The sequence below is a fragment of the Pseudomonas sp. 2848 genome (assembly GCF_003253945.1).
Taxonomy (GTDB): domain Bacteria; phylum Pseudomonadota; class Gammaproteobacteria; order Pseudomonadales; family Pseudomonadaceae; genus Aquipseudomonas.
Window position 1 is genome coordinate 324747 of record NZ_QKZD01000004.1, and the last position, 23947, is coordinate 348693.

At 62.2% G+C, this 23947-nt stretch carries 13 protein-coding genes and 2 pseudogenes; 11 read left to right on the top strand and 4 right to left on the bottom strand.

The window, feature by feature from the left end; all coding sequences use genetic code 11:
- Positions 1 to 22 precede the first annotated feature (22 nt).
- From DFS21_RS10640 to DFS21_RS10670, 7 genes and pseudogenes are all read left to right on the top strand, one after another.
- Complete coding sequence (locus DFS21_RS10640; RefSeq protein WP_111532276.1) at positions 23 to 1711, top strand: phospholipase D-like domain-containing protein; 1689 nt, start codon at positions 23 to 25, stop codon at positions 1709 to 1711.
- Positions 1712 to 1937: 226 nt separating this feature from the next.
- Positions 1938 to 2573: a lytic polysaccharide monooxygenase auxiliary activity family 9 protein gene (locus DFS21_RS10645; protein WP_046855967.1), complete on the top strand. Its 636-nt coding sequence runs from the start codon at positions 1938 to 1940 to the stop codon at positions 2571 to 2573.
- A 37-nt stretch (positions 2574 to 2610) separates the two neighbouring features.
- Positions 2611 to 3618, top strand: a pseudogene (locus DFS21_RS10650) (chitinase); the annotation flags it as partial.
- A 362-nt stretch (positions 3619 to 3980) separates the two neighbouring features.
- On the top strand, positions 3981 to 4907 hold the full coding sequence (locus DFS21_RS10655) for a DNA-3-methyladenine glycosylase (protein WP_256591321.1): 927 nt from the start codon (positions 3981 to 3983) through the stop codon (positions 4905 to 4907).
- A 164-nt stretch (positions 4908 to 5071) separates the two neighbouring features.
- A complete protein-coding gene (locus DFS21_RS10660) occupies positions 5072 to 5581 on the top strand; it encodes an RNA polymerase sigma factor (protein ID WP_178082009.1) in 510 nt (169 codons plus the stop codon).
- Positions 5582 to 5584: 3 nt separating this feature from the next.
- Positions 5585 to 6418, top strand: coding sequence for a FecR family protein (locus tag DFS21_RS10665; protein ID WP_111532277.1), 834 nt, complete (start codon positions 5585 to 5587; stop codon positions 6416 to 6418).
- A gap of 89 nt (positions 6419 to 6507) precedes the next feature.
- On the top strand, positions 6508 to 8931 hold the full coding sequence (locus DFS21_RS10670; protein ID WP_111532278.1) for a TonB-dependent receptor: 2424 nt from the start codon (positions 6508 to 6510) through the stop codon (positions 8929 to 8931).
- 316 nt (positions 8932 to 9247) lie between these two features.
- Here the strand turns inward: DFS21_RS10670 and DFS21_RS10675 are convergent, their stop codons facing one another.
- Positions 9248 to 10264: a hypothetical protein gene (locus tag DFS21_RS10675; protein ID WP_111532279.1), complete on the bottom strand. Its 1017-nt coding sequence runs from the start codon at positions 10262 to 10264 to the stop codon at positions 9248 to 9250.
- 185 nt (positions 10265 to 10449) lie between these two features.
- Here DFS21_RS10675 and DFS21_RS10680 point away from each other — a divergent pair, with 185 nt between their 5' ends.
- Complete coding sequence (locus DFS21_RS10680; RefSeq protein ID WP_158539548.1) at positions 10450 to 11487, top strand: AraC family transcriptional regulator; 1038 nt, start codon at positions 10450 to 10452, stop codon at positions 11485 to 11487.
- 300 nt (positions 11488 to 11787) lie between these two features.
- On the opposite strand, the pseudogene DFS21_RS26875 reads toward DFS21_RS10680, so the two are convergent.
- A pseudogene (locus DFS21_RS26875) lies at positions 11788 to 12009 on the bottom strand (PAS domain-containing protein); the annotation flags it as partial.
- 194 nt (positions 12010 to 12203) lie between these two features.
- Here DFS21_RS26875 and DFS21_RS10690 point away from each other — a divergent pair.
- Together DFS21_RS10690 and DFS21_RS10695 are read left to right on the top strand one after the other, a co-directional pair.
- Entirely contained in the window at positions 12204 to 20849 is an 8646-nt protein-coding gene (locus DFS21_RS10690) for a GH36-type glycosyl hydrolase domain-containing protein (protein WP_111532281.1), read from the top strand.
- A gap of 92 nt (positions 20850 to 20941) precedes the next feature.
- Positions 20942 to 21661, top strand: a complete 720-nt coding sequence (locus DFS21_RS10695) for a Crp/Fnr family transcriptional regulator (RefSeq protein WP_110702288.1) — start codon at positions 20942 to 20944, stop codon at positions 21659 to 21661.
- Between the two features lie 350 nt (positions 21662 to 22011).
- On the opposite strand, the gene DFS21_RS10700 is transcribed toward DFS21_RS10695, so the two are convergent.
- Entirely contained in the window at positions 22012 to 23175 is a 1164-nt protein-coding gene (locus tag DFS21_RS10700; protein WP_111532282.1) for a sensor histidine kinase KdpD, read from the bottom strand.
- A 147-nt stretch (positions 23176 to 23322) separates the two neighbouring features.
- Between DFS21_RS10700 and DFS21_RS10705 the strand changes: the two genes are divergently transcribed.
- The gene (locus DFS21_RS10705) at positions 23323 to 23685 is read left to right on the top strand and encodes a response regulator (protein ID WP_111532283.1); all 363 of its coding nucleotides are present in this window, start codon (positions 23323 to 23325) and stop codon (positions 23683 to 23685) included.
- Here DFS21_RS10705 and DFS21_RS10710 read toward each other — a convergent pair.
- Complete coding sequence (locus tag DFS21_RS10710; RefSeq protein WP_110702282.1) at positions 23674 to 23916, bottom strand: hypothetical protein; 243 nt, start codon at positions 23914 to 23916, stop codon at positions 23674 to 23676. The genes DFS21_RS10705 and DFS21_RS10710 overlap by 12 nt on opposite strands.
- Positions 23917 to 23947 lie beyond the last annotated feature (31 nt).

The window sequence follows — 23947 nt, forward strand, 5'->3', positions numbered from 1 at the left end:
CTTCCTGCAAGGAGTGCCTCCCATGCGAGCATCCGCCACGGGCGACTACCTGCGCGTACGCGCCATCACCGGTACCCATGTCGTGGTGCTGGCCTGGGACTTCGTCACGCCACCGAACCTTGCGACGCTGGTCGCCGAGCAGAACCTGCTGGGCTTTGCCGTGCAGCGCAAGCAGTTCGACGCGGCCGGCCAGGTGCGTACCCGCTATTACCTGCGTGGCTTGAAACGCTTCGCAGACAAGGACAAGGGGCTGCCCCCGGGCACGCGGGTGCCGACCAGCGAGCACCCCATCCAGAGTTTCCTGTGGGCGGACTACACCGCCACTGCCGAAGGCGACTACGAGTACGCGGTGCAACCGGTGTTCGGCGAGCCGAAGAACCTGCGTGTGGATGAGGCCCTGGGTGTTGCCGTGCGTGTGCGCTGCGAAAGCACGACGGCGCCAGGCACGGGCGTGCGCCACGACGTGCACTTCAACCGTGGCGTGATCGGCTCCCAGGCCTATGCCCGGGAGTTCGACAACGTCGCTCCCGACCCCGAAGCGCCGCAATCCAAGCCGATGAGGTGGCTTTCGCGAGGCTTGTACGAAGCCCTGCTTGCCTTCATCGAACGCGGTGCCAGGCCGGGCATGGGGTTGCGCGCGGCGTTCTATGAATTTCACTACCTGCCGGTCGCCCAGGCGCTAAGCGATGCCGCGCAAGAAGGCGACGTGCAGGTGGTCTATGACGCGGCCAGCAAGTACAAGGCCGAGAACCAGGCCACCATCGCCCAGGCCGGCCTGGCCGCCCACGCTCATCCGCGCACGGTCAGCGAAGGTATCCGCCACAACAAGTTCATCGTGCTGCTCGAGCATGGCCAGCCGGTCAGTGTCTGGACCGGCTCGACCAATATCTCGGCCGGTGGGATCTTCGGCCATTCGAACGTGGGGCACGTCGTCCACGACCCCGAAATCGCCCGGCAATACCTTGATTACTGGACACGCCTGCAACGCAACCTGACGCCAGGCAAGTTGCGCACGCCCAATGCCCAGGCCAGCCCGCTGCCGGCATTGCCGTTGCAGCCGGGCACCTATCCCGTGTTCAGCCCGCGCGAAGATAACGAGGAGCCCCAGGCGCGCAAGACCTTGCAGTGGTACGCCAACCTGGCCAGCGCGGCCAGTCAATTGGTGTGCTTCACCGCTGCCTTCGAGATCGCCGCCGAATTCCAGGCGGTGTTCCAGGCACAGAACGATGTGCTGCGCTACGTGATCAAGGACGATCCGCTGAAGGCGACGGAGAACATCGGTACCGACGGTGACGTGATCTTCGCTGCCGGTAGCTACCTGAGCGAGGACAACACGCTGAGCAACGCGCTGAAGGAACGCGACAACCCGCTCAACAGCAACGATTACATCCACACCAAGTACATGCTGGTCGATCCCTTGGGCGAGCAGCCCACGGTGGTGACGGGCTCGGCGAACTTCAGCAGCGCCTCCCAGGTGAAGAACGACGAGAACATGCTGGTGATCCACGGCGACACCCGGGTGGCGGATATCTATTACGGCGAGTTCATGCGCCTGTTCGACCATCACTACGCCCGCTACCTGGCGGCCAGGTACCAGGACCGGCCCGGCAGCCAGGGCAATTATCTGAAGGAGACGGCCGGGCAGTGGCTGCCCGCGCACCTGGACCCGTCGAACTACCGCTCCAAACGCCGGCAGTACTTCATTGGCTGACAGGCTCGGGCACTGGCAGACGTCGCGCTGGCGTGTAGGTGTTTTGCTTCATGGTGAGTAGGATAATTCAGGCGATACTGTATATTTGTCCAGTATTCATTGGTGATTCCAATGCCTGAGCACGCCAGGAGCAAAAATGGCTGCGTGGACAATAAATCCAGCTCCGTTAGTTTGAAGGCCTCTCCTTCGGAAAGGGAGAGTTCTCAAACCACATGGAGTTACAACGATGAACCAACCAGAAAACCAGAACCCGCTTCGTCACGGTCGTGTCACCACCCCAGCCTCGCGTGGCGCCGTCGCCATCGACCTCGGCGTGCTGAGCGGCTGGCAGGTCGATGAAATGGAAGGCGGCAAGAACTTCCCGGCCCTGGCCGCCGGTCCGTTCCCCGCGCCGTTCCAGTCGGACAATCCGAGCGTCGCGCCGCCCGCCGATGGCTACATCCTCAGCGGTGGCAAGACCGACGCCCGTGACTGCGTCAACTTCACCGACGAGGAGATGGGCAAGAAGCTCAACCGCGCCTTCACCTGGCCGCTGATCAATGTCGATGCCGGGCAAGTGTTCAAGGTGACCTGGCGCTACACCGCGCCGCATACCACCCGCGGCTATCGCTGGCTGATCACCAAGGACGGCTGGGACCCGAAACAACGCATCACCCGTGCGCAATTGGAAGACAAGCCGTTCGCCGAGGACTTCTACCCGCAGGTGCCGTACTACAGCCACGCCGGCGAGCTGAAGGCCAAGGTCGATCACGAAGTGAAGCTGCCGGCCAACAAGAAGGGCCGTCACGTGATCGTGCTGATGTGGATCGTCGCCAATACCGGCAACGCCTTCTACCAGGCATTCGACGTCGACTTCCAGTAAGTCCGCGGGATCTACACACGTTCTGAAGGATTGGAACATGGCAACGATTGACTTTACCCAACTCAAGGCAGCGCAGGATGACGCTGCATCGCGGATGCCCAGCCTGGCGGGCAAGAAGATCCTCATGGGCTACTGGCACAACTGGCCGGCCGGCCCGGCGGATGGTTACCAGCGCGGGCAGTTCGCCAACATGAGCCTGGAGGAGGTACCACGCGACTACAACGTGGTGGCGGTGGCCTTCATGAAGGGCAGCGGCATACCGACCTTCAAGCCGTACAACCTGTCCGATGCCGAGTTCCGGCGCCAGGTGGGCGTGCTCAACAGCCAGGGCAGGGCGGTGCTGATGTCCCTGGGCGGCGCCGATGCGCATATCGCCCTGAACCCGGGCCATGAACAACCGCTGGCCAATGAAATCATTCGCCTGGTGGAAACCTACGGTTTCGACGGGCTGGACATCGACCTTGAACAGAGCGCGATCGATTTCGCCGCCAACAAGACGGTCCTGCCTGCCGCGCTGAAACTGGTGAAGGATCACTACGCCGCCGAGGGCAAGCATTTCATCATCAGCATGGCACCGGAGTTCCCCTACCTGACCAGCACGGGGCGCTACGTCGACTACCTCAAGGCACTGGAGGGGTACTACGATTTCATCGCCCCGCAGTTCTACAACCAGGGGGGCGACGGGCTCTGGGTGCAGGAGGCCAACAATGGCAACGGCGCCTGGATCGCGCAGAACAACGATGCCATGAAGGAGGACTTCCTGTTCTACCTGACCGAGAGCCTGGTCAGTGGCACCCGCGGCTTCACCCGGATCCCGGCCGACAAGTTCGTCATCGGCCTGCCGGCCAACGTCGACGCGGCCGCCACCGGCTATGTGATCAACCCGACGGCGGTGACCAACGCGTTCAAGCGCCTTTACGCCAAGGGCGTGTCGATCAAGGGCCTGATGACCTGGTCGGTCAACTGGGACAGCGGGGTCAACAAGAACCACGTGCCCTACAACCAGGAGTTCAGCCGGCGCTACGGACCGCTGATCAACAGTGGCAACAAGGCCACAGCGTCCGTCGACGCCTGATCGAGCCAGCATCCGGCAGACGTGCCTGATGCCCGACAGTCGAGGCCTGTCGGCTTGATCACTGCATGAAGATCCGATGCCGCAAGGCATCGGATTTTTTGTGCCTGGTCGCTAGTGTGGTGTTTCACAAATAACGACCATAACTCGCGGCGCTTTTTGCGCTCATGCAGCGTTGTCGCTCCTCGCCGTAGCTGGGCTACGACTCGTCGCGACGCCTTGCCTGAGCGCAAAAATCGCTCGCGATTTATTGGTCGTATTTGCAAAACACCACACTAGGGCGCCGGTACGAAAATGGCGAGTCACCGCTATGCACAGGGGCTACCATGTCACCCATGGCCAATATCAACGACACTACCGAAAACGACGCCTGCTACCTGGCACTGAATGCGCACGATACGCGCTTGGACGGCTGTTTTTTCCTGGGCTGGCGTCCCCCCTATGACACTGCGGCAATGCTCGGCTTTCTGCGCCAGCGGGCGATACCCGGCCTGGAGTGTGTGGAGGAGGGGACATACACCCGTACGCTGCGCCTCATGCAGGACAGTCAGGAACATTGCGGCTGGTTGAGCGTGGCCTTTGACGAGGCGCGCGCCCAGGCGCGGGTCACGATCAGCGATTCCCTGGCGGTTGTCCTGCCCACGGTGATCAACCGCGTGCGCGCCGCGTTCGACCTGGATGCCGACCCGCTCGCCATCGACGCCGTGCTGCACAGTGCGTTCCCCTCGGGTGCGGGCCTGCGCGTTCCGGGAACGGTGGATGGTTTCGAGCTGGCCGTGCGTGCCGTGCTGGGCCAGCAGATCACCGTGGCCGCTGCGCGCACATTGGGCGCACGCCTGGTCGCGGCCTTCGGACAACCCATCACAACACCGCTGGCTGGCACGGACCGTCTGTTCCCCACACCCGCCGCGTTGATTGCGGCCAGCGGTGATGAACTGGGCCGGCTGGGCATCACGCGCCAACGCCAGGCGGCGCTCAAGGCGCTGGCGGAAGCGGTGCTGGAGGGCGGCCTGATCCTGAGCCCAGGGGTGGACGTCGCGGCCACCTGTGCCCGCTTGCGCGCACTGCCGGGGATCGGCGACTGGACCGCGCAATACATCGCCTTGCGTGCGTTGCGCTGGCCCGATGCCTTCCCGGCGGGCGATGTGGCGCTGCAAAAAGCCCTGGGGGTGAGCAGCGCACAGGCGGCAACGCAAGCCGCGCAAGGCTGGCGACCCTGGCGCGGTTATGCAGTGCTGCGCGCCTGGCAAAGCTTGCACTGACAGGCCAGCCTGAACAGGGGTAAACCTATTTCAGGACTAGACAGTATCGGGGAGTCGAAGCGCTGGGCGCCGAACACAGCTGAAGTGCCTGCCATGGCAGGTCCAGTTGCCCGACCTGAAAAGCGCATGATATAAATGAGATTCACTATCAATTGGTTGCCATCATGGCTTCGACCGACAACGATCTCCTGCGAGCCCTGGCCTTGCACTACGACGATTTGGTCGAGCACATTCGCCGACGTTTTTCCAACCAGCATTTTGCCCGCGACGTGGTCCATGATGTCTGCGTGCAGATCCTGGAAAAGCCGCCGCTCAACGCCATCAGCGTGCCCATGGCCTTTTTGCGGCGTGCCACGCTCAACCGCGCAATCGACCGGCGCCGTTCGGAAAGCACCCGCACGCTGTACGCGCAGAGCCAGATCGCCGTGGTCGAGCAGCACTGCGACCAGCTGGATGGTGCGATGGCGCTCGAATTCGAACAGCGCCTGCGTGCCTTGCTGGCGGTGATCGACGCATTGCCGGCGCGCCAGCGCCAGGTGTTCCTGCTCCACCGTATTCACGGCATGCCACAAAAGGACATCGCGCAGGAGCTGGAGATTTCCGTGAACATGGTTGCCCAGCATTTCATGCGGGCCATGCGCACCCTCGCACAACGCTGGCAGCCGGAGGCCTGATCGATGCAACGCCGTAGCGCGCCCGGCGCGCGCGATGCCCTCGAGCCTTACGCTGAATCCTTGCGTGCGCTGGTGCCCAGCCGTGAGGCGCTTTTGCAGGAAGCCAAGGCGCAGAGCGCACGCAACGCCAATCGTCGGCGCAAGGCCGCCGGCACGGCCCTGCTGCTGGCCCTGGCCGGTTGGGCCTGGCTGGCCGACCCGGCGCTGGGCTACCGCCAGGTCGAGGTGGCCAGCAGCGGTCGCGAAACGTTGCACCTGGATGATGGCAGCGTGGTCGAACTGGACGCCGGCAGCGTGCTGCGCATCGAATATCGCCTGCGCAGTCGGCAGTTCGAGCTGCTCGATGGTGAAGGCTTGTTCAGCGTGGCTCATCAAGCCAAGCCCTTCATCGTGCGTAGCCAGGGCGTGGCTGTGCGCGATATCGGCACGGTGTTCGATGTACGCAGCGACCTGGACGGCGTGCGGGTGGCTGTCCTGGAGGGCGAGGTGGAAGTGGACAACGGTATGGCGCGTCAACGGCTGACGGCCAACCAGCAACTGCTTGCCAACCCTCAGCGCCTGGGGCCGGTGCACGCCAGCAAGCCCGGCGAACGAGACGCCTGGCGGCATGACCTGTTCCATTTCGACGGCACCCCGCTCGAGTCGGTCCTGGCGCAACTGCGCCGCCACCGTGACGCGCCGATTCGGCTGCAGGGCGCGACCGCCAGGCAACACCGGCTCAGCGGAGAGTTCCCCACCGGCAATGTCGAACAGTTGCTCGACAGCCTGCCCCAACTGGCGCCGGTAACGGTCAGTCGCGACAAGAGCGGTGCTGTGCAGGTGGATGTGCAGCGCTGAAAAATTTTTTCAGCGCTGCATCAATGTGCGGGTCAGCACAAACGCCAATCCCTATGAAACGCATTCTCACTTGCTCTGATGGGGATTCCATGACGCTCTTTAGCCACCCGCTGCGTCAGGCCATGGGCCTGGCGACATTCGGATTTCTGCTTGCCGGGCCTGTGCAGGCCGAACAGACGCACTACCGCATCGACCTGCCGGCCCAACCGCTGGATCAGTCGATCAACGCCCTTGCCCGCCAGACCGGTAGCCGCATTCTGTTCAACACTGACGCCGCGCACGCGGTACAAGCGCCGGCATTGCACCAGCAACTGAGCGTCGAACAGGCGCTGCGCCATTTGCTCGCCGGCAGCCACCTGAGCCTCACCCAGGCAGCCGATGGCCAGTATCTGATCGCGCTGCCCAGCGAACCCAGCAACGGTGCGCTGGAACTGGACGCGTCCAGCGTCATCGGCCGCCAACCGGCCACCACCACCGAGGGCAGCCATTCCTACACCTCCGGCGCGGTCACCCTGGGCAAAGGCGTACAGACCCTCAAGGACATCCCGCAGTCGGTCACGGTGATGACCCGCCAGCAGATGGACGACCAGAACACCCAGACCATCAGCGACCTGGTCAACCGCACGCCCGGCCTCACCGCCAGCCGTTCGCCGGGGTCGGGGTTGTTCATCTATTCGCGCGGTTTCAGCATCGACACGCTGCAGTACGATGGCGTGCCGATCCCGCGCAATACCTACTCGCTCGGCAGCTACCTCACCGAAGACCTGAGCTTCTATGACCGTGTCGAGGTGCTGCGTGGCCCGGCCGCGCTGCTGCAAGGCGGTGACAGCCCGGGCGGGGCGATGAACCTGGTACGCAAGCGCGGGCAGGACAAGGCGGTGGTCAGCCTGACCGGCAAGGCCGGTTCCTGGGACCGCTATGGCCTGCAACTGGACGCTGGCGGCCCGCTGAATGCCGAGGGCACCCTGCGTGCCCGCACGGTGGTCAGCCAGAACGACAACGGCTCGTTCATCGACTACGTGCGTGGCTGGAACCAGACCGTCTACGCTGCCGTGGACTATGACTTCACCCCGGACTTCACGATGGGCCTTGGCGTTGCCAACCAAAAGGGCCAAGCCCGCCCGGCCATGCTCGGCCTGCCGCGCTATGCCGACGGCGGCAACCCCGACTGGTCGCGCTCGACCTATGTCGGCGCGGACTGGAACCGTGCCAACAACGACCAGACCAGCGTGTTCCTCGACGCCAGCTACCGGCTCAACGACGACTGGCGGCTGAAGGCTGCCGGCGTGTACATGAGCGAACACAACGGCGCGACCTACCAGGCGTTGTGGGATGCCCTCCCGGCCAACGGCTCCACCAGCAACACCTACATCGACTGGAGCACCGATTTCACCACCCACAGCAAGGGCCTGGACCTGTACCTGGACGGCCAGTTCACCGGTTTCGGTTTCGAGCAGACCTTCTTGCTCGGCGCCAACTACTCACGCATCAATACCGACGACCGCTGGGCCAGGGCTCCCACATTAGGCGCAGACTCCAGTAACGTCGACCATCACCGGCCGATGCCAGACATCTACGGCCTGGCAAGCCGGGGCCGTGGCGAGTTGACCGAGTACCAGATCACCCAGAAAGGCTTGTATTCGCGCTGGTCGATCAACCTGACCGAGCCGCTGAAGCTGATCGTCGGTGCCCGCACCAGCTGGTACGACTACAGCTACGCCTCCCAGTCCTTCGCCCGCACCGGCTACAGCGAGTCGACAACCAGCAGCAACGGCAAGGTTTCGCCCTATGCGGGCCTGGTGTATGCGCTGAACAAACAGTGGTCGGTCTACACCAGCTACACCGACGTCTTCCAGCCGCAGAGTGCACGCACCAGCAGCGGTTCGGTGGTCGAGCCGATCATCGGCAGCAACTACGAACTGGGGCTCAAGGGCGAGTTGTTCGACGGGGCGCTGAACACCTCGGTCGCGCTGTTCCGCTACGACCAGGAGCACCACGCGGTGCTCGACCGCAGCGGGCCGATGGACTGCAATGGCTGGTACTGCTCGAAGGCCTCAGGCAAGGTGCGCAGCCAAGGCCTGGAGGCGCAGGTCAGCGGTGAAGTCCTCAGTGGCCTGCAAGTGATGGCCGGCTACGTGTACAACACCACGCGCTACCTGGAAGACGGCACCTACAAGGACAAGGTCTACAGCACCTGGACGCCCAAGCATCAGTTCAAGCTGTGGGCCGACTACACCTTGCCCGGTAACTGGAGCCGTACCTCGGTGGGGCTGGGCACCACGGCGGTCACCGGCACCACTTCCTATGACCACGTCTTCGACCTGCCCGGTTATGCCATCTGGGATGCTCGGGTCGCGTACAAGCTCAGCGACGAGGTGACCGTGGCGGCGAACCTCAACAACCTGCTGGACAAGAAGTACTACCAGCCGGCCTACAACACCATCGACTACAACAACTACTACGGCGACCCGCGCAACGTCATGTTCAGTGTGAAATACACGCCGGAGCTCTAGTTTGGCTGTAGTGCGCGAGGGCCTGCTGTGATTGTCACAGGGCTCATGGCGCGAGCGAATGTTGGTCGTGGACAACACAAAGGCTTGGATCAATGTCTGCTCTGGGTCGATAGCAGCGAGTCGCGACCGGCTGTTTTCGACCCTTTGCGTCCGTTCGTGGATGACCTGAACCGGCCAATACCCGCCAGTCGCATGCTTACATGACCGGCTAAAGCAGAACCTTGCTAGAAAGCGCAGTGGATGCTGACGGACAGCAATAAGCATCCGGCTGGGCAAGGTACAGAAGGGCACTCAAGCCGTCGCCTACCCCGTCACCTCAGTAGAGATGGCGCAGGTCATGCTTGACCACCGCATCGACCACCAGGCTGGTGGCCTTGCCTAACAGGCCCGTACCGTTCATGTGCTCGGACAGCATCTTGGAAAAGGCTGGAATCTGCCTTTCATCCAGGTGTGTTGCGCGATCCCACAAGCCCGCGGCCAGCAGTTCTGGGCAGTGCTGGAAGCGATAGCGCTCGACGTTCACGGCGGTAGCGACCCGAGGTGGCTTGCCGTTGATTGCCAGTGGGGCGAGCAAGTTCGAGTCGCTGTTCAACCAGGCGCGCCCGGCCACGGATAAAACCGTGTCGGCGCCGGGCTGAAGGAAGGACAGGCGCAAGGCGCCATCGACGAGGATATTGCTCAGGCTGCAGGCAACCTTGTTGCCGGGGCGTTCCGGTACCAGCAGAGTGTGGCGATCCAGTACCTGGACGAAACCAGCCGGGTCACCTCGTGGCGACATCTCGGTGGCGTCGGTCTGGCGCTGCGTGAGCATCAGCAGGTACGGCGAGGCGGCGATAAAGGCCTGCGCTGGCTCGGACAAGGCCTGCCCTGTGTCAGCTAAAAAGGGTGTCGTGTACGCTCTGGTCCTCCAGAAATCGGCGCGTACCTTGGCTCGCGAACAGTGCAGGAACAGCGCCTCGGCGCGAAACTCCAACAGCTTTCCGGCTCGCAGAGAGCACCGACCATTGGCGCGCAGGCTGAACCCCACGCCGGGCAGGATGAAATACAGACTGCAGGCCATTTCCTCTATCGGCTGCTGTGAGATCGCTTTGTCTGCCGGCCAGGGCAGCAGGATGTCCTGGCCCTCGGCCCGTAACACTGGATGGTGGCGCAAATCGAGGTACTCGATATCTAACCGCGGGTCGGCGAAGCCGACGGCGCAAACCGTCGCTTGGCGGATCATCAGCAGGCAGTGCTCATCCAATCTGCGCTGCAGGCGTTTGTGCATCATCGCCGGTGGTGGCGGAATCAGTGCGCGCAAGGCGCTTAACGATGCGATTCTGTGCTCGGGCATAGCAGGTGTTCCTGTGCCATGGTCGTATCGTCGATGCTAGGCAGTCCGATGATGGCTGGCCATGGCTCTGCGGTTCAACCTGCATGGCTTTTGGTTGCAACCTGTACTTGCACGGCGGACGGCTGGCCGCCGCTTTGCACCGTGCGCTAGAGTCGTTACCCAAGCAACTACCAAGAGTAGGCCCGATGGTCAGAAGTACCACCGTATCGGCCGTCGCAGTGCTGGATCTGCACGACCAGTTGCTGAATCTCGGCGTGGTCACTGCAACCCAGCTGCGGGAGGCCGGGGTGGAGGGTGCCAAACTGCTCGACCAGGGGGCTGCGGCATCGCCGATCCAGGAGCAGCGTGTCGACGAGACCCAGTTACTGGCGCTGTGGCAGTTCGCCGCGAACAACACGCATTTGCCGCATATCGGCCTGCTGGTCGGGCAGACCTTCAATCCCGCCACGCATGGCGTGCTGGCTAGTTGGTTGTGCCAATGCAGTCGGGTGAGCGAGGCGCTGGAAGTGTTCCAGCGGCATATCGCGCTGATGAACCCTTCGGAGAGCTGGCAGTACAGTGAAACGGCAGATGCTCTGGTGCTGGAGATTACCTTCGACCCCGGCAAAACCTACCCGCAGGCCGCCATCGAACGCAGCATGAGTGCAGTGCTGTGCTGGAGCCGGGAGATGACCGGCGTAGAGCTACGGCCTCTGGCCTGCGAGTTCGCTTTCCCATCCCCGGCCTATCATGCGCACTATGTCGAGCTGTTCGGCAGCGAGCTGCGCTTCGACAGCGAGAGAAACAGTCTCCACCTGCCGCGCGACTTCCTGCAGCATCCCATTCTCGGCGCCAGCGACTACCTGCGACAGATGCTGGAGTCTCGTGCAAGGGCGACACTCGCGCAGCTGCAAGGCGCAGATACGCTTGCCGGCACGGTGCGTCGCTTGATTCTCGCAAGCCTGCCCGATGCCATGAGCATCGAGCCAACCTGCCAGGCGTTGCACGTCAGTCGCACCACGCTCTACCGACGCTTGAAGGAAGAGGGCACCAGTTTCAGCGCGCTGGTGACGGAGGTACGTCGTGAGTTGTCCGCGGAGCTGATTCGCCAGGGGTTGCCCGTGGCGACGGTCAGCGAGCGGCTGGGGTTCAGGGATACCAGCACTTTCCACCGTGCCTTCAAGCGCTGGTTCGACCGCACTCCGGGAGCCTTTCGAGACGAGGGTCTGTATGAAAAGTCTTGAGACGAAGGTCAGGCAAGGCGAAAACAGCCGAGGAACGGTCGGAGTCGCGCTCGACTTTACGGGTTGTAAATGAGCATTCCGACAGCGTTCGGCCAATAGGCGCGCGCGCAGCAGATCACGCTCGTAACGCTGTTCGTCAGTGTTAAACATGGTCAGCTCGTGAACGATGCCATTCGAACGCGCGCAGGTAATAGCATTGGATATTAGCGGCAGGGTGAAGCCTTTACAGTGCACGAAATCAAACTTGACGTTTGCCACCGCTCCCAATGTCACCATTACTGGCTGCCAGTACAACTGGTGAAGGGCCTTGGCTTCTATTGTAAGCAGTTGCTGAAACCGCATGCGAACCAAGGCTTCATGTTTGTAGCCCAGCAGGCGGCAGAATGCCGCATTCGCGCTGGCGATCTGCCCGTTCTGCGATGTCAACAGCAGCCCGAAATCAGAAGTGTCTTCCCGTATTTGCGATGCTACGTCCGTGCATGTGCACGCCAAGTTAACGGTTTGCTTTAAAAGCGCGTTCAAGGGGGGCCTCCAGCGAGCGGATATTGCCGCCCCTGCCGACTAGACAGGTTAGAAGCACCGCCGCTATGTCAAAACAGTGCATGTAGTCAGCTTGGGCGCCGGCCCGGTGCGAGTCTGTTCGCTACCGTACAGACGCTGCTCAACAACCGCTGCAGACTGACAGCTGAAAGGCTAGATCGGCAAACCAAAACACCATGGACAGTCCTTGGCTCAATGCACTCGCCTACCTTCGTCGCCTGTACGCACATACCGGGCGTTGGCGCTCGCCCCCAAATGCATTCACCTATGAAAGCCTGCTGCGCTCGGAGTTGTACAACGCCGACCAGATGGCCGAGCACGGCCTCTGGCTGGCCCATCATCATCGCCTGAGCCGATTGCCGGCGGACGACACGCTGCTCGACCGCCTGGCCGATAACGAGCGCATGCTCTCCACCAGTTGCACTGCCCTAGCCGGTGTCCTGCCCAGCTCGCGTCCGGCATTGCCCGCTGCGCAGTGGTTGCTCGACAACTTCTACTTGGTCGAAACCCAGATCGGTATTGCCAAACGCCACCTGCCAGCCGAATACAGCCTGCAGCTGCCAAGGCTGGACAATGGTCCCTCCACCGGCCTGCCGCGTGTCTACGACATTGCGCTGGAGGCCATTTCCCATGGTGACGGTCGGATCGACGCCGAAAGCCTCAGCCGTTTCGCCGAGGCCTATCAGCAGGCCGCCACCCTGACCCTGGGAGAGCTCTGGGCGATCCCGATCATGCTACGCCTGGCCCTGATCGAGAACCTGCGACGGGTGGCGGCGCGGGTCATGGCCAACTTGGCTGACCGCGACCTGGCCAATGTCTGGGCCGACCGGCTTGGCGATACCGCCGACCGCGATGCCAAGAGCGTGGTGCTGGTGGTCGCCGACATGGCCCGCTCGGAACCGCCGATGACCGCCGCCTTCGTCGCCGAGCTGGCCAGGAGGCTACAGGGCCACAGCGCTTCGCTGACCCAGCCGCTGCTGTGGGTGGAGCAGATGCTCAGCGAGTCAGCGCTGAGCATCGAGCGCTATGTGCAGCTTGATGCTCAGCAGCAAGCCATCGATCAGGTCTCCATCAGTAACAGCATCGGCAGCCTGCGACTGCTGTCGACCATCGATTGGCGACTGTTCGTAGAGCACCTGAGCCATGTAGAGCAGACGCTGTGCCGCGACCCGGCCGCCGTCTACCCAGCCATGGACTTCACCAGTCGCGACCATTACCGGCACGTTGTCGAACGCCTGGCACGCCACTGCGCTTTCAGCGAAGCCGCAGTGGCACGCACGGCTATCGAACTAGCCCAGGCAGCCGGGGTCGCCCCCGGTGACGAGGCCGAACATGTGGGCTTTTACCTGGCAGGTGCCGGGCTGCCGTTGCTGGAGCAGCGCCTCGCCGCGCGGGTGCCGCCGGCCGAGCGGTGGCAGCGCCTGTTGCACCGGGCACCGCTGGCGTTCTATTTGGTGCCTGTGGCCCTGCTGTCCTGCCTGTTTGCGTGGGGTTTCATACGCGCCATCGACTTGGAGGGGTGGCCCATCGCGGTGCTCGCTGCCATGGCCGTGCCAATACTGCTGAGCACCAGCCGCCTGTCTATCGGCCTGGTAAACTGGCTAGTGACCCTGACCGTCAAACCCTCCTTCCTACCGCGATTGGACTACTCCGCCGGCATTCCCGCAGAGGCCCGCACATTGGTGGTGGTTCCAACCCTGCTGGCCACTGCCGGCGATGTAGAGGAACTGCTCGAAGGGCTTGAGGTACGCTTCCTGGCTAACCGTGACGAGCACCTGCACTTTGCCCTGCTCAGCGACTTCATGGATGCCCGCGAGCAGACACGGCCCGAAGACGAGGCGCTGCTCGAGATCGCCAGCAAAGGTATCCGCGGGCTCAACATCAAGTACCCAAGCCCTGGCAGCGAGCGCTTTTTTCTGTTTCATCGGCCACGCATATGGAATAACGCCGAAGGCTGCTGGATGGGGCGAGAGCGCAAGCGCGGCAAGCTCGCCGAGTTGAACGCGGTGTTGCGCGGCCACGGCCATGAGTGTTTCATGCGGATCGTCGGCAACCTGCAAACCCTCGGTCACGTGCGCTATGTCATCACTCTGGACACTGACACCCAGTTGCCTCGCGGTGCCGCCCATCAATTTGTCGGCGCCATGCAGCACCCTCTGAACCGCCCGCGCTTCGACGCACACACCGGTCGTATCCATGCAGGTTATGCGATCCTGCAACCGAGAGTGGGCATCAGCCTGCCGAGTGTGTCGCGCTCGCGCTATGCGCGGCTGTTTGGCAGCGACGCCGGTGTCGACCCCTACACACAGGCTGTTTCGGACGTCTACCAGGACCTGTTTCTCAGCGGCTCGTTCATCGGCAAAGGCATCTATGTGGTGGATGCCTTCGAGCAGGCCCTAGAGGGCCGCTTCGCCGACAACCGCATACTCAGCCATGACCTGATCGAGGGTTGCTACGCTCACTCAGGCCTGCTTAGTGATGTGCAATTGTTCGAAGCCTACCCGGCCCGCTACAGCGCCGACAGCAAACGCCACCACCGCTGGATACGTGGCGACTGGCAGTTGCTGGCATTGCTGAAACCGCGCCTGCGCAAGGGCTCGCAAGGCCGGGCGCACAGCCCGCTCAGCGCTCTGTCACGCTGGAAGATCTTCGACAACCTGCGCCGCAGCCTGGAGCCAGCAGCGCTGCTGGCCCTGCTTTTGTGGGGCTGGCTGGCCAGCACCACGCCGCTCGCCTGGACGCTGGCGCTGCTGGCGTTGCTGCTGACGCACCCGTTGCTGAACGCCTTGCTCGGAGTACTGGGCAAGGCCACCGACATACCACTGTCCGAACACCTGATGGCAGCCTTGCACACCTCTGGCACCTACTTCCTGCGTGCCGGCCTGTCACTGGCTTGGTTGCCCTTCGAGACTCGATACAGCCTCGATGCGATCTTGCGCACGCTGTGGCGGCTCGTGGTCAGCAAACGTCGCCTGCTGCAGTGGAATCCCTCACGCGAAGATGAACGCACCAGTTCCGACACCCTGCAGGCGGCGTACCGCGAGCAATGGGAGCAGTTGGCCCTGGTATTCCTGCTGGCGGGTGCGCTGGCGACGCAGCCGATGGTGCTGCTGATCGCCTCTCCGATCTTTGCCCTGTGGCTGTTCGGCCCCGCGCTGGCCTGGTGGCTCAGCCGCCCGAGCGGACGGGCAGAGTTCAAACTCGAAGCCGAGGACCTGGGGTTCCTGCATCGGCTGGCCCGCGCCAACTGGGCCTTTTTCGACAACTACGTCGGCCCTGCCGACAACTGGCTGCCGCCCGACAATGTTCAGCAACCTCCGTTCTCTAGTATCGCTCACCGCACCTCGCCGACCAACATGGGCATGGCCCTGCTCTCGCACCTGGCGGCGCATGACTTCGGCTACCTCAGTGCCGGACGTCTTTTCGAATGCCTGGAGCAGATGCTCGACAGCATGGGCCGCCTGGAGCGCTTCAGAGGGCACTTCTACAACTGGTACGATACCCAGACCCTCAAGCCGCTGTCGCCGCTCTATATCTCCAGCGTGGACAGCGGAAACCTGGCCGCCCTGTTGCTGACACTCAGGCCCGGGCTCCTGGAAATGGCCGAAATACCGCTGCTTGACCGGCGCCTGACCCAGGGGTTGCTCGACACCTTCGACACGCTGCTGGACGTCTGCCCCAGCACAAGCTGTTACGCCCCGCCGATCAAGGCCCTGCGCGAACAGGTGTGGCAGGCCCATGTGCAGGCTGGTAACGTGCCGGCCGCACTGTTACCGATGCTGGTCGAACAGCTGCAGGCGCTGATCACGCAACCGGCTGCCATTGCGCCAGGGGCGCAAGCGGCTGACGACTGTGCATTCTGGCTAAATGCCCTGTATCAGCAATGCCTGGACCTGAGCGGAGAATTGCAGCGACTGCAATTGCCGTCAGGCAACGATCAGCAGCCACCGGCCCCGCTGAGCTGGCGCCACCTGGCGCAGCTGGACGCAGAGCAGTGGCCGCAGCCCGAGCGACTTGCCGTGGCCAACGTCAGGGCGCTTGCCCGCCAGCGCATCGCCCAGGCGCACGCCCTGGCCAGCCGCATTGAAGCCTTGGCCGACATGGACTTCACCTTCCTCTATGACAGCCATCGCAACCTGTTCTCCATCGGCTACAACGCCGACGAACAGCGCCTGGATGACGCGTTCTACGACCTGCTGGCATCGGAGATGCGCCTGACCAACTTCGTGGTCATCGCACAGGCCCAGGTGCCCCAGGACAGCTGGTTCGCACTGGGCCGGCTACTCACCAGCAGTGCTGGCGTTCCTGTACTGCTGTCCTGGTCCGGCTCGATGTTCGAGTACCTAATGCCGCTGCTGGTGATGCCGAACTATGAGGGCACACTGCTCGACCAGACCTGCCAGGCCGCTGTCAATCGCCAGATCGAACATGGCAGGCAGTCTGGTCTGCCCTGGGGCGTCTCGGAGTCCGCCTACAATGCGCTGGACGCGCACTTCAACTACCAGTACCGGGCGTTCGGCGTTCCGGGACTCGGTCTCAAGCGCGGCCTGGGTGAAGACCGGGTGGTGGCCCCTTACGCCAGCGCGCTGGCCTTGATGGTGGCGCCCACTGCCGCCTGCCGTAACCTACAACTGCTGGCCGCGCTCGGGCTAGCTGGCCGCTTCGGGCTATACGAAGCCGTGGACTACAGCGAGGCACACCTGCCGCCCGGGCAGGACGCCGTGATAGTCCGCTCCTTCATGGCCCACCACCAGGGCATGAGTTTCCTGGCTCTGACCGCTGTGCTGCTGAACAAGCCCATGCAACGGCGCTTTGCATCCGACCCACAGTTCCAGGCCAGCATGCTGCTTTTGCAGGAGCGTGTACCGAAAACCGCTGCGCCGTACCTGCATACCCTCCAGGCCCCGCCCGTGGAGGTTGCCGAGTGCGCCTCCGAGATACGCCTCCGGGTGTTCCGCGAGCCAAACCGGCGCCACCCGGCCGTACAGCTGCTGTCCAACGGGCGCTATCACGTCATGGTCAATCACGTGGGCAGTGGCTATAGTCAGCACAATTCATTGGCGGTCACTCGCTGGCACGAAGACACCAGCTGCAACGACCTGGGCAGCTTCTGTTACCTGCGCGATGTTGCCAGTGGCGCTTACTGGTCCACCACCTACCAGCCGACGCAGCACCGCACGAAAGTCCAGGAGGCAATCTTCAGCGACGGCCGCGCGGAGTTTCGCGTGCGCGAGCGCGACTTCGACTGTCACACCGAAATTGCCGTGTCGCCCGAGGACGACATCGAACTGCGCCGCCTGCACCTGACCAACCATGGCGACCAGCCCCGCACCCTTGAGCTGACCAGCTACGCTGAAGTGGTGCTGGCACCGGCCTTGAGCGATGCCCTGCACCCGGCCTTCAGCAAGTTGTTCATCCAGACCGAACTGATCCGCCCGCTGCAAGCGATTCTCTGCACGCGGCGGCCGCGCTCGCAACAAGACCCAGTACCGTGGATGTGCCACGTGCTGGCAGTGCACGGCGCCGACATTGATGCGCTGTCCTACGAAACCGACCGGGCCCGCTTCATCGGCCGTGGGCGTACCCTGGCAAGGCCGGCAGCCCTGGACCGCAGCACCGAGGCATTATCCGGCAGCGCAGGGGCCGTGCTGGACCCGATCGTGGCCATCCGCTGCCGCATCACCTTGATGCCCGGCCATGCGATCACGCTTGATCTGGTCACCGGCGTGGCCGACAGCCGCGACGCCTGCCTGCAACAGGTCGCCAAGTACCGCGACCGACACTTGGCTGACCGGGTATTCGACCTCGCCTGGCCGCACAGCCAGGTGCTACTGCACCAGCTCAACGGCTCGCTGGCCGACGCCCGGCTGTTCGAGCAGATGGCCGCCTCGGTGCTCTATCCCAATGCCAGCCTGCGCGCCAGCGGAGCACTGCTGGCCAGCAACCGGCGAAGTCAGTCCGGCCTCTGGGGCCAGGGCTTGTCCGGTGACCTGCCGATCGTGCTGGTGCAGATCGGCGACCCGGCCAACATCCATCTGGTCAAGCAGATGGTGCTGGCCCATGCCTACTGGCGCCAGAAAGGGCTGGCACTCGACTTGGTGATCTGGAACGAGGACCAGGCGGGCTACCGCCAGCAACTGCAGGAACTGATCATGGGGATCGTTGCCTCCGGCAGCGAAGCGGCCCTGCTCGATCGCCCCGGCGGAATCTTCGTACGCCCTGCGCAGCAACTGTCCGCCGAGGACCGACTGCTGACCCTGTCGGTAGCGCGGCTGGTGCTCGACGACAGCCTCGGTACGCTGGCCGAGCAACTGCACCTGCGGCGCCAGCCACCGGTTCCCCCAGCCCTCCAGGCCAGCGCGCCCAACCCCAGGCCCTCAACCGCCAGCCATCTGCCACCGGAGCAGACGGAGCTGATGCTACGCAACCCTTATGGCGGGTTCAGCGCCGACGGCCGCGAATACGTCATCCCGTTGCTTCCCGGCACACCGCCGCCGGCGCCGTGGGTTAACATCTTGGCCAACACGCAGTTCGGCTGCGTGGTTTCCGAGGTTGGTAGCGCCTACACTTGGTACGAGAACGCTCACGAGTACCGTTTAACGCCCTGGCACAACGACCCGGTCTCCGATCCTAGTGGCGAGGCCTTCTACCTGCGCGACGAAGACAGCGGCGAGTACTGGTCGCCGACCCCGCAGCCCTGCCCAGGCCCTGGCCGTTACCGAACCCGCCATGGTTTTGGCTACAGCGTGTTCGAGTACGCCGAAGACGGCCTGTATACGGAGCTCTGGGTGCATGTTGCACTGGATGCCCCGGTCAAGTTCAGCCGGCTCAAGGTGCACAACACCTCAGCTCGGGTACGCCGGTTGTCAGTCACTTGCTTCGTTGAGTGGGTACTGGGCGACCTGCGCCGCAGAACCGCCATGCATGTGGTAAGTGAGACTGACCCGGTCAGCGGCGCAATGTTTGCCCGTAACAGCTTCGCAGTGGAGTTTTCCACCCAGGTGGCGTTTCTCGATTGCGACTTGCCCGTGCAGGGCCAGACCTGTGATCGCAGCGAGTTCCTGGGGCCCAACGGCGATTGTCATGCACCCTTGGGTATGCGCCAGACTCGGCTGTCGGGACGCACTGGCGGAGGCCTGGACCCGTGCGCGGCGCTGCAGGTGGCGCTGCAGCTGGAGCCTGGCGAAAGCCATGAGGTGGTGTTTCGCCTGGGCGCCGCCCAGGACGCCAGCGCCGCCACCCGCTGCGTCCAGCAATATCGTGGCCTGCAAACCGCCAAGGACACGCTCGACAAGGTCAGCGCCTACTGGCGACGGACACTGGAAACTGTGCAGATCGAGACGCCGGAACCCGAGCTCGATTTGCTGGCCAACGGCTGGTTGATGTACCAGGTGATCGCCTGCCGGTTCTGGGCACGCAGCGGCTACTACCAGTCCGGAGGCGCCATCGGTTTTCGTGACCAGTTGCAGGACAGCATGGCCATGGTCCACGCAGCCCCGATGGCGGCGCGCCAACACCTCCTGACCTGCGCCGCGCACCAGTATGTCGAGGGTGATGTACAGCACTGGTGGCACCCACCGCTGCAGCGAGGCGTGCGTACCCACTGCTCGGACGACCTGCTGTGGCTACCACTGGCAGCCAGCCGATACGTGGAAGTCACTGGGGACTACAGCGTGCTCGACGAACCGGTCGGCTATCTGCAGGGGCGTGCTCTCAATGCCGGTGAGGAGTCCTACTACGATCTGCCCGCGCACTCGGAGCTGGTCGAGAGCCTTTACCAGCATTGCCAGCGCGCCATCGCCCATGCCCTGCAGTGCGGGGCTCACGGCTTGCCGTTGATGGGCAGCGGCGACTGGAATGACGGCATGAACCGGGTCGGCGAACAAGGAAAAGGCGAAAGCGTATGGCTGGGCTTCTTTGGCCACGAGGTACTGCGGGCATTCGGCAGCGTCGCCCTGCGACACGGCGACAGTGGCTTTGCGCTGCAGTGCGCCAACCAGGCCGGCGTACTCGCGGAAGAACTGGAGGCGCATGCCTGGGATGGCGGCTGGTATCGCCGCGCTTGGTTCGACGATGGGCAGGTATTGGGCTCAGCGAGCAATCAGGAGTGCCGAATCGACTCGCTGGCGCAAAGCTGGGCCGTGCTGTCCGGGGTCGCCTCGCCCGAACGTGCCCGCCAGGCCATGGTCGCACTTGACAACCACCTGGTACGCCGCGACATCGGCATCGTCAAACTGCTCGACCCGCCCTTCGACCACGGTGACCTGGACCCTGGCTACATCAAAGGCTACCTACCAGGCGTGCGTGAAAACGGCGGGCAATATACGCATGCGGCCATCTGGGCGAGCATGGCCTATGCACGCCTGGGCGATTCCCATGAAGCCTGGGAACTGCTGCGCCTGATCAACCCGGTACGTCAGGGCTGCAGCGCGTTGATCGACACCTACAAGGTCGAACCCTATGTCATGGCCGCCGATGTCTACACCGTTGCGCCCCACGCCGGGCGGGGTGGTTGGAGCTGGTACACCGGATCTGCCGGCTGGATGTACCGGTTAATCATCGAAAGCCTGCTCGGCCTGAAACGCAATGGCGACAACCTGCGCCTGGAGCCTCTGTTGCCGGCAAGCTGGCCGGGGTATGTCCTGCATTACCGTTTTGGCAGCACTTGGTACCGCATCGAGGTGTGCAACGGCAACTGCGGCGAACTGGCCCTGAGCCTGGACGGCGAGGCGCTTGCCGAAACCTGGCTGCAACTGGAGGATGATGGGCGCCTGCACCACGTCATAGCCCAGTGCCAGAGCTGCTCATTGCCCATCAACTGAACCGTTGGGCGAGCAACGGCCTGACGGACACAAGCCTCAGCCTCACTAGGCTAATCTTGTTCCGACACCCGTTGCCGTCAATGGTCCCGCGTATGCATTCCGCCCCCCCACCCTTGCAGAACCACTTGCTGGCTGCACTTTCGGCAGAAACGTTCAGCCGGCTGGAGTCGGACCTGGAGCACGTGAACCTGCCTCTGGGCAAGGCTCTATACGAGTCTGGCGACACCCTGCGCTATGTCCACTTCCCGGCCGATGCGATCGTTTCATTGCTGTATGTTATGGAAAACGGCGCATCAGCCGAAATCTCGGTAGTGGGTAACGAGGGGCTAGTGGGCATCGCCGTGTTTATGGGTGGGGAAAGCACACCCAGCCGGGCCATCGTGCAAAGTGCAGGACATGCCTACCGCCTACCCGTGCAAAGGCTCAAGGACGAGTTCAACCGCCATGGCGAGATGATGATGCTGATGCTGCGCTACACCCAGGCACTGATCACGCAGATGGCACAAACGGCAGTGTGCAACCGCCATCACTCCATCGACCAGCAATTGTGCCGTTGGTTGCTGCTGTCGCTCGACCGCCTGCCAGGCAATCGCCTGTGCATGACACAGGAGCTGATCGCCAACATGCTGGGGGTGCGCCGCGAGGGCGTGACCGATGCTGCAGGCAAGCTGCAGCGTCTTGGGGTGATCGAGTATAACCGCGGGCAGATCAAAGTTCTCGACAGGGCACGCTTGGAACTGCTGAGCTGCGAATGTTACGCCGTTGTGAAGAAAGAGACCGAACGACTGCTGCCCTACTTGCCAGTCCCTTGAGTTGAAGCGAGCCTCTCTGTCCGAATATCTTTCCCTTGTTCCGCGGCTTATGGCTGTAGATCGCAATGGTGTTCATGGCTTCGCGAGCATGTCGACTTGAGTCACAGTTCGATCAGCATGCAGCCTGTGCATTGCGACCTATGGTTCGCTGTTTTCACGGCCCAAGGGGTTGCGTTAATGAGCGTTCTCGACACGGAACTTTGCCCATACTTGCCGGCGGCCACAGCTGGTAAATGGTCTAAATGTCAGCCCAGCTAGTCACCTATCGTAGGCTCAGTTGAGAGTCCGCTTTGGGTAGAAAGCTGGCGGTCGCGACTGACTGTTATCGACCCATTGCGGCAATTTGCCTCTCATCCTATGCGGTCACCGTCGGGAGCTGCAGCAACACGTGAGGAATTAACCATGATGACCTCGAAGGTCGTTCCCTCTTCCGCTGAAGACCTGACCTGTATCCTCCCTCCATGACTTGCAACAATCTCAGCTGCGATGAACAAACCAAGGCCGAGGCCAGAGGCCGCACCTCTATCTCCGGATGCATAGCTAGAATACCGCGCTTCCGGTTTAAAAATATGAGGCAGGGCCTCTGTGGGAATAACCTCACCCCAATTGTGGACGCTCACGCAAGCGCTGCCCTTTTGAATATATATTTTCAAATTAATCGGAAGGGTTGGATCGCCATGGCAGATGGCATTGCCGATCAAGTTCGAAAATACTTGGGCGATTCGAGCGGCATCATAAAGTCCCGTGATGCGCGCTTCTTCGCTCAAGATAATCTTGGATTGGGGGAAGGCGGTGCTTAGTTCCTCGACAACCAAGTTGCAGATCGCATTTAACTCAACTGGCTCCAACTGCACTGGAATGCCGGTTCCGAGGTTACAGCGGGCTAAATCAAGCAGATCATTCACCATGTTGTTGGCCCGCTGGGCACTCGTACAGACCTGAGCAGCCAGCACCCTCCCTTTCTCATCTAACCCTTCTTGTCGAAGAATCAAGCCGCCTGCCATCAGCACCGCCCCCAACGGGGAGCGCAGATCATGACTTAGCACAGCAAGCAGCATCTTACGTGTCGACTCGACTGCGAAGCCGTAGGCAGCGATTGACTCCACCAGAGCCTGATCTATCGCCTCATTAAAGCGGATCATGTCTCGTATATGGTGCTCCTCCTCGAATGCTTCCTGCGCAAGCCAGTATGACAACACACTGGAGCGCAACGCACGATACTCCGAAACCATCTGATCCATCGTGAAGCCGGAAATGAAGCGAGTGAGGGCATGAGTCTGTGCAGCCGTTTCACTGGTATTTTGATGTCCCCGACCTTGGGCCTTTTCGACTTCCTGCTTCGCTGTCTGCGCCATTCGCATATCGGCGGCAATCGTGCGCAGGATCCGCTCTGCATGGTCCCTCAGTTCACGTGCATCCAGATCTAGCCGCTTTGTCTCAACGGAGCGGGCAAAATCTTCCCACGCCTGGAGAATATGCTCCATGCTGTTTTCGATGAATTCGTGCAATCGCATAACGATTCTAGAGCTCGCTGCTTGACTACCCTCTCAGCGTAGACCATGGCAGTGGCTGGCATAGCAATAAGTATTTTACCTTCGGTCTACTTTTTGAAACGAGTCGCTATAAGCTAAGCCTAACGCAAAGAGACAGGAGCAATCGCTATGCCTATTCGCGTGCTAATCGTCGAGGATGACGACATTTTGAGGTGGCTGCTGAGGGAGGCCATGAAGCACCTTGGGCATGAGGCTACAGAGTGTGCCAATGCAGATGCAGCTTTATTGATATTGAATGATGGTCAGTCGTTCGATTTAGTCATCACGGATGTGGCTATGCCGGGCCATCATGACGGTATAGATTTAGCAAAAGTCATATGGTCAACCCGATCACACCTGCCGGTTGTGATTGTATCGGGCACCACTGTTTTTCCCTCCGGATTTTTGCCAGAAAACGCACGCCATATAGGAAAACCGTACACGCTGGACATACTCATTCGAACTATAGAAGAGCTGCTTTCAACTCAATGAGCTTTCACCATCACGGATAGTGACCCTCACACCCGTAGCCACAATCTCGTACTCAGTTTCGGAAATCCTCTTCACGGCGCCACCCATCTGCATTTCAAAATGCTTCAAGCCTTCATGTCGAACCATTCCGCCTGAGGAGCGCTCAACGGTCTCATCCTGGTAGATGCTGATGACGTACTCCACATTGTCCGTGCCTGTTCCGACTATTTTTCCAACATATTTATCTGCCATGTCCGAACCCCTTGCCTGATATGAAATAGCT

What these genes read in the sequence shown, in the direction of transcription:
- DFS21_RS10705 (WP_111532283.1), top strand. Translation starts at nt 23,323, where the DNA reads ATGCCTATTCGCGTGCTAATCGTCGAGGATGACGACATTTTGAGGTGG.
- DFS21_RS10645 (WP_046855967.1), top strand. Translation starts at nt 1,938, where the DNA reads ATGAACCAACCAGAAAACCAGAACCCGCTTCGTCACGGTCGTGTCACC.
- DFS21_RS10640 (WP_111532276.1), top strand. Translation starts at nt 23, where the DNA reads ATGCGAGCATCCGCCACGGGCGACTACCTGCGCGTACGCGCCATCACC.
- DFS21_RS10680 (WP_158539548.1), top strand. Translation starts at nt 10,450, where the DNA reads ATGGTCAGAAGTACCACCGTATCGGCCGTCGCAGTGCTGGATCTGCAC.
- DFS21_RS10665 (WP_111532277.1), top strand. Translation starts at nt 5,585, where the DNA reads ATGCAACGCCGTAGCGCGCCCGGCGCGCGCGATGCCCTCGAGCCTTAC.
- DFS21_RS10690 (WP_111532281.1), top strand. Translation starts at nt 12,204, where the DNA reads ATGGACAGTCCTTGGCTCAATGCACTCGCCTACCTTCGTCGCCTGTAC.
- DFS21_RS10695 (WP_110702288.1), top strand. Translation starts at nt 20,942, where the DNA reads ATGCATTCCGCCCCCCCACCCTTGCAGAACCACTTGCTGGCTGCACTT.
- DFS21_RS10670 (WP_111532278.1), top strand. Translation starts at nt 6,508, where the DNA reads ATGACGCTCTTTAGCCACCCGCTGCGTCAGGCCATGGGCCTGGCGACA.
- DFS21_RS10710 (WP_110702282.1), bottom strand. Translation starts at nt 23,916, where the DNA reads ATGGCAGATAAATATGTTGGAAAAATAGTCGGAACAGGCACGGACAAT.
- DFS21_RS10655 (WP_256591321.1), top strand. Translation starts at nt 3,981, where the DNA reads ATGGCCAATATCAACGACACTACCGAAAACGACGCCTGCTACCTGGCA.
- DFS21_RS10675 (WP_111532279.1), bottom strand. Translation starts at nt 10,264, where the DNA reads ATGCCCGAGCACAGAATCGCATCGTTAAGCGCCTTGCGCGCACTGATT.
- DFS21_RS10660 (WP_178082009.1), top strand. Translation starts at nt 5,072, where the DNA reads ATGGCTTCGACCGACAACGATCTCCTGCGAGCCCTGGCCTTGCACTAC.
- DFS21_RS10700 (WP_111532282.1), bottom strand. Translation starts at nt 23,175, where the DNA reads ATGCGATTGCACGAATTCATCGAAAACAGCATGGAGCATATTCTCCAG.